Raw genomic sequence first — 6,172 nt, 5'->3', positions numbered from 1 at the left:
GTTCGGGGCTCAGAATTTTCCCCGCGCCACCTCGTTCAAAATGTCGATGGCCAGTTCCTTTTCCGCCACCAGCTTCTTCAATCGGGCGTTTTCTTTCTCGAGGTCCTTGACCGCTTTGGTCTGCGTGGCGTTCTTCTCGGACCCGTACTGCTGAAGCCACCGATACCAGGTCGCCTCGGTGATCTGCAGCTCCTTGATGACCTCGATCATCGGGCGACCTTCATTGAGCATCTTCTGGCCCTGACGCACTTTCGCGATGACCTGATCCGGGGTATGTCTACGTGCCATGATCTGTGAATTTCCTCCTTGCATCCATTATCGGATGCGAAACTCACATAGTCACCGGACTCCTACTCGGGGACCCAACCAACCCGTTCGGACTCGTGCGCACTGCTCTCGCTGCTGACGCCGCTACCCCCGACGACACTCTCGATTTCCTGATGACCGACCACGACCCCGGCGTCGCCAAAGCCGCCGAACGCACCTACATGCGACGGATGCAAGGACTCTAAGACATGGGACTTTTCAAAAAGAAGGACGATCACGATCCGTTCCTCGACATGGCTGAGGAAGCCGCAAGCCTGCCCCGAGGCGATGAAGACCTCGTCCAACAGTCCAAGAAGTACCGCCGACTGCGTGTAGCGGCGCAATACTCGCCAGTTGCAGCGATCGTCGCTGCCTGTGCGGCCTTCGGCACCCTGGCACTCATCCCCGAACAGCCGGACCCTATTGAGCCGACATTGACTACTGAGGGCAAAGCCGTCGCCGTCTCCGAAGTCCAAAGCTGGCTGGCCGAGAAACCCTCACCCCTGCCGCAAGGCAAATTCTTAGGCTGGGACGGCTACAGCGACGTTCCGTTCCCCGAAGTCAGCGACGAAGAGAAGAACAAGTCCAGCTACGAGCCGCCGACCTACAGCGTTGAACGCCACCACTTCAGCGTCGAAGGTCCAGACAACGCCCTGTACCGGGTCGACGTGCAGGTTGCCATCGACGAATCAACAGGTCCGCACATCATCGGCGACCCTTCCCTCATGCCGCGGCCGATCACTGAAACCGATTTTCAACCCGACTCTCCGTGGCCGGGGATGACTGACTCGGGCAATGTCCCCGACTCGGTCAACACGGCAATCGTGTCCTGGCAGAAAGCGTTCGTCTCCGGAAACAGTGACGAGCTGCGCCAGATCGTCGGAGATCAGAACGAATCTCACGTGTACTTGCCGCTGGCAGGTGTGGAGTCCGCTGAGGTCGAAGTCACCAATTCGGCGTTCTTTACCGAAAACGAAGACGGAGATGACGTCCCTGGGCCCACGATGCTGGCTCGAGTCGAGATCACACCAACATGGGCCAGCACCGGCGCAAGCGCCACAGACCAGACCGCTCAGATGCCCGTACTGACTTATGACCTGCTCATCACTGACGCTCAATCGGGTTCACCGAAGGTCGTCGCCTGGGGCGGTCCCGGAGAGGGGCAGGAATTGAAGAAGTATGGCAACGCTGTCACCGGAATGAACGACCAGATTGTCCGCGGAGATGACGCCAATGGATCCGACGACACGACCGGTGAAGATTCGTCCGGTGACCAGCCCGGCGATGACGTAGCACCACTGCCAGACGGTGAGGACTCTGCCTCCGATGCCGACGCTGACGGCAATCAGTAACTAGACGCGACAACGAGGAGAGGCACATGGCGAAGAAGAAGATGAATGCCCTGGAAGTTGCCCAGTCACCACTGTGGCCGACTGCAATCAAGTCCCGCTACAGGGACGGGCGCATTCGCACGATCAATGACGGCGTGTGGTTGGTGCGCAAAATCCCGCTCATGCCCATGACGGATGCGAAGTCCGATGAAGAGCGCTACGCCGCGGGTGTGCCGATCATGAATGCCACGCAGGAGCTCGCTCACATCACTGCGACGTTTGGCAAGAATCGGGCACTGAACAAGTCGGGATACCGTGTCGTGAAGTTCCTGTCGATTAACACTCCAGTCCTCTACCGAGCACCGAAAGATCACCCCATTCGGTCAAAGCTCAACGAGTGGTTTGGTGACAAGGTTGTGCGCGAGAAGATCTGCGTCATGGCCGTGAAGCTCGTTGATTCGCTGGGTGCAGGCCGCGATATCAAGGGCGCTATGGATTCGGCGTGGCAATCCTTTGTCACCGGTGGCATCCCTCTAGAAGACTTCGACCGAGATGCAGCCATCGTCTCCAATGCCCTTCACCGAGCAGGTTTGGTCGCCCCAGACGAAGGCGAAATGCGCATCCTTGATGCCTGGTGGAATCACGGATCTCATTCAGATACCCCGTTCATGCCTCACTCTGACCACCTGCATGTCTTCTCCGACACTGATTCGATGGCTATTGCCGATCGTGCCGGCCTTGACGACTGCTCGAAGTGGCCAAGAATGCAAGGACAGTTCTCCGTCAGCTTCGCGGCTGTTTCATCAGTCGACATCGAACCGACGGACAAGTTCACCGCAATCAGTCCAGAAGCCTCATGGGCGTCCCAGCTGACTCAGTCGGGTGCCCTGGTGGTCTCGATTTCAGGCCGGATCGAACCGGCGAAACAGACGCGGTCTGAACTGCGTCGCAACCGCAAGAAGTACATGGAGGACATCAAGGAACGCCAGGAACAAGGCGCGATGAGCCAGGCTGATGAGGAAGAGCACCATGGGATGCTCCAATCGATGGAAGGCGCCTATGCCGGACGCGGGGCACCGGCGACAATCGTCGATTGCTCGATCGTGGTCGGGTTCTCGGGCAAAAAGGACTTCTCGCTCATGGGCAACGATTCCATCGTCGAGCTCAACCCGATGATCAATCGCCAGCCGCAGGCCATGGCTGAGACCTGGCTGGGCTCGTCAGTGCGTGCCAACCCTTACGCTCAAGAGCTGCCGATGACGACCATCGCCGCCTCGGGAATCAACGACCTCTCGCGCGTCGGCGACAAGTCAGGTGCCAGTGTGGGACTGACCGAACGTGACTCGCGCATGGCCTATCTTTCGCCCACCGCGGCGTCGAATAAGGACGGACTGCCCGTGGCGCTCGTGCCGGGCGCGACTGGGAGCGGCAAGTCACTGCTGCTTCTGTGGTTGGCTCACCAGTTCTCTTTGATGAAGCGTCCCAACATCATCATCGACCCCAAAGCCCTTGGAGTGAACACTCCGATTGTCACACCTTCCGGGTGCAAGACGATTGCAGAACTCCAGCCCGGCGACGAGATCATCGATTCCACCGGCAATGTTCACCAGGTGACTTCGAAGTCGAAGATCTTCACCGAAGACGAAACCACTGTCTACCGCGTCCACACGGGCGATGGTCAGTCCACCATCGCTGACGGTGCGCACCGGTGGATCATCGTTGACGGCGGCAACCGTCGAGTCATGACCACATCGCAGATCCTGACTGAATATGGGGAGCATCCGTTCGCCACTGGTGACATCTGCCTGCCACTGCCCGAACCGCTCGTTGGCCGCGAGACTGACCTCCCTGTCGAACCGAAGACTCTCGGCTCCTGGATCGCCGGTGATGATGTCGGTGACGCCGTCTCTGCCGTTTGGCCAGAAATGGCAGCACGCAGTCCTGAATCACGCATGATTCCGGCTGCTTACCACCGCTCCAGCATTGTCCAACGTCAGAGTCTCATCGCACCAATCCTCGCGCGGCTGGGTACAGTCGCCGGCAGTGGTCGAGTCACCATTGATATGACGGCCAGCGTGGCCAAAGACGATCTCGTCGACTTCATTCGCACTTTCGGATACCGCGTCTTCACCACCGATGAGGTGATCACGTTCGTCGCCGATAGAACACTGAACGTGTTCGCCGACGACGGCTTGGCTCTTCCCGAGGCTGTCCCAGACTCCGAGCGCGCGATGCCAGTGGTCTCGATCTCCGAAGTCGACTACGAACCCGTCCAATGCATCTCCGTTGATTCTCCCGACCACTCGTATCTCACAGGTGGCTTCCTCGTCACCCACAACACAGGTTCGGACCATTCGCAGGCGGTGCTGGCCTCTGGTGGTCAGATTGCAAGCTTGGATGACATTTCCAAGTCCGATGGTGTCTTTGACCCGATCCGGTTCATGATGAAGCAGAACACCGATAAGGGTGAGGCTGGTTCCGTCCAGTCAGCTGCCGATCTTGCCGCTTCAGCGATCTTGCAGATCAACCCTTTCGGCCGCGACGCCGATGACTACGAGGTTCTCCTCAACAGGGGCCTGTTGTTCGGCGTCGACAATGGCGCCCAATGTACGGGGCAGGCGCTGAGTTTCGTCGAAGCTAATCTGGGCGAACTCGCTCACACCGATCGAGACCGTGAGGACTTCATCCAAATTATCTCCCGTATCCGTCAGGCGACGCACTCCCCGGCAATCCGGTCGGTCATCGGGATGGACCCAACAACAGCGCCGCTGGGTGTTGCTGAGGGAACGACATTGATCAAAGTCGGAGAATCCCACCTCGACCTACCGCAGCCAGGTCATGACCCCCAGAGTATGCAGCAGCGTGCGGCGATGGCGTTGGTGCGCATGATGGTCTACGGATCGGCCATGGCCCTGACCGGACGCGGGGGAGTCCTTCACCTTGATGAGGCGTGGACGTTCCTGCAATCCTCAGCCTCGGAGGTCGAGCGACTTGGTCGCCTGGCACGAAGCCAGGAGGTTCTGCCGATCTTTTACTCACAGAGAGTCAAAGATGCCGTCGATGCAGGTCTGAGTGGTTACATCTCGCGCGGTCTCATCATGCATATCAAGGATGAGACCGAGGCGCGACTGGCCTGCCAGTTGTTCAATCTCGAGCCCACTGAGGAGAGGATCGGGCGCATCACAGCTGAGGATCACATCAGCAATGGCGGTCAGCTCATCCCGAACTTCAATTCGCTCAAGGCTCTGCGTGAGGGTGGCGAAGATGAGGCGGGTGAAGTCATCCGTGGTGCGGTGGCCCTCTACGCGGACCTGTCGGGTGAGCGTGCAGTGCCGACGGAGATCAACATTCCTTCCGAGTTCTTCGAGCTGATCTCGACTAATCCACTCGATATTGCACGCCGCAACGAACGGCTCCATCAGCGCGACGTGTCCAAGATGGCCGTCTGAGGCCCGATTCGGCCACCTGCCTCACGGGCGTGGGTGGCTAAGCCTTTGGCCTTGCAAGATGCATGGTTTCTGTAGCCGTGGCAACTACCTTGTAGACGCCACGGTTGTGTGCTCTACACGAACTCGATATCACGGAGCAAAGTAGCGGATGTCGAGATCGCACAATCCACCCTGCGTGTGAATTGCTTGAATAGGTGGGACTTTTGCGATGACGCGGACGATGCAGTCTGCGTGAGTTGGCGCTGCTCAGAGTTACTGTGAGCTACTTGGAGAAGTCTCGAGTGCGAAGAACAAGAATCCTGGAGACGTGGAAAAATGGTCAAAACCGGCAGGATAGACCTCACGAGCTTCTTGCAACGGTTGGGGCTCAGTAATGCTTGTGACGCGGAAGTCGGCTGAAGCAAACGCATCAAGCATCCCGGACAAGGACTTACGCCAAAAGCGCATCGGAACCCGTTTTCCACCAAACTCCCATTCGAACTCGTAGCTGGTGTTCGCGAAATAGTCTGGTCGAGGCTCTTGAATGGTGTAGCCCACGATCGGATGGTCGATGGAGACAAACAGCCTTCCACCAGGTCTCAGGACTCGCCGAATCTCTCGCAGGGCAGGCTCCCAATCTTCGAGATAGTGAAGTACAAGCGAGGCAACTGCATCATCAAACGTTGCGTTGCCGAAGGGTAGCGGGTCTGTGAGGTCGGCCTGTATCAGGCTGGCTTCGTCACCGACACGCTTCTCGGCAAGCTCGACCATAGCAATACTGGTATCGATCCCGGTTACGGCAGCACCGCGCTCGAGCATTTCTGCAGTAAGCGAACCCGAACCGCATCCGATATCGAGGATATTACGACCTGTTATTGGCCCGAGGAGGTTGAGCATGGCCGGCCGCTCATAGTAGGCGTTTGCGAGGCTGTTGTCGTTTTCCGCCGAGTAGGTTGCGGCGAAGGCGTCGTAATTGTTCACCAGCCCTGGGGCTGACTCTGCTCCCTTGGAGCCTGCGGATTGGTTCGTCATAGGTTCGATCCATTCGTGTTTAATTGGCACTTCTGCGGTACATCGGTTGTCATCCTCGAACCGCCAAACTCCGTA

Annotated in this window: 4 protein-coding genes and 1 pseudogene; 3 read left to right on the top strand and 2 right to left on the bottom strand. The window is 58.2% G+C overall.

What is annotated here, in order from left to right; all coding sequences use genetic code 11:
* Positions 1-15: 15 nt before the first annotated feature.
* Positions 16-288 (bottom strand): annotated as a pseudogene (locus BSP239C_RS19330) (transposase); the annotation flags it as partial.
* A 95-nt stretch (positions 289-383) separates the two neighbouring features.
* Here BSP239C_RS19330 and BSP239C_RS21215 point away from each other — a divergent pair.
* The 3 genes from BSP239C_RS21215 to BSP239C_RS19315 are packed head-to-tail and all read left to right on the top strand — an operon-like array spanning position 384 to position 5,086.
* A complete protein-coding gene (locus BSP239C_RS21215) occupies positions 384-512 on the top strand; it encodes a hypothetical protein (RefSeq protein ID WP_257930295.1) in 129 nt (42 codons plus the stop codon).
* Between the two features lie 3 nt (positions 513-515).
* A complete protein-coding gene (locus BSP239C_RS19320) occupies positions 516-1,658 on the top strand; it encodes a hypothetical protein (RefSeq protein ID WP_101574964.1) in 1,143 nt (380 codons plus the stop codon).
* Between the two features lie 26 nt (positions 1,659-1,684).
* Positions 1,685-5,086 (top strand): ATP-binding protein, encoded by a 3,402-nt coding sequence (locus BSP239C_RS19315; RefSeq protein WP_101574963.1) that lies wholly within the window; start codon positions 1,685-1,687, stop codon positions 5,084-5,086.
* Between the two features lie 252 nt (positions 5,087-5,338).
* Here BSP239C_RS19315 and BSP239C_RS19310 read toward each other — a convergent pair whose 3' ends face one another.
* A complete protein-coding gene (locus BSP239C_RS19310; protein ID WP_101574962.1) occupies positions 5,339-6,097 on the bottom strand; it encodes a class I SAM-dependent methyltransferase in 759 nt (252 codons plus the stop codon).
* Positions 6,098-6,172: the final 75 nt, after the last annotated feature.

It is taken from the genome of Brevibacterium sp. 239c (assembly GCF_900169365.1).
Lineage (GTDB): Bacteria > Actinomycetota > Actinomycetes > Actinomycetales > Brevibacteriaceae > Brevibacterium.
Note: the sequence above shows the minus strand (reverse complement) of the source record. Positions and strands in the feature narration are given on the sequence as shown.

What these genes read in the sequence shown, in the direction of transcription:
- BSP239C_RS19320 (WP_101574964.1), top strand. Translation starts at nt 516, where the DNA reads ATGGGACTTTTCAAAAAGAAGGACGATCACGATCCGTTCCTCGACATG.
- BSP239C_RS19315 (WP_101574963.1), top strand. Translation starts at nt 1,685, where the DNA reads ATGGCGAAGAAGAAGATGAATGCCCTGGAAGTTGCCCAGTCACCACTG.
- BSP239C_RS19310 (WP_101574962.1), bottom strand. Translation starts at nt 6,097, where the DNA reads ATGACGAACCAATCCGCAGGCTCCAAGGGAGCAGAGTCAGCCCCAGGG.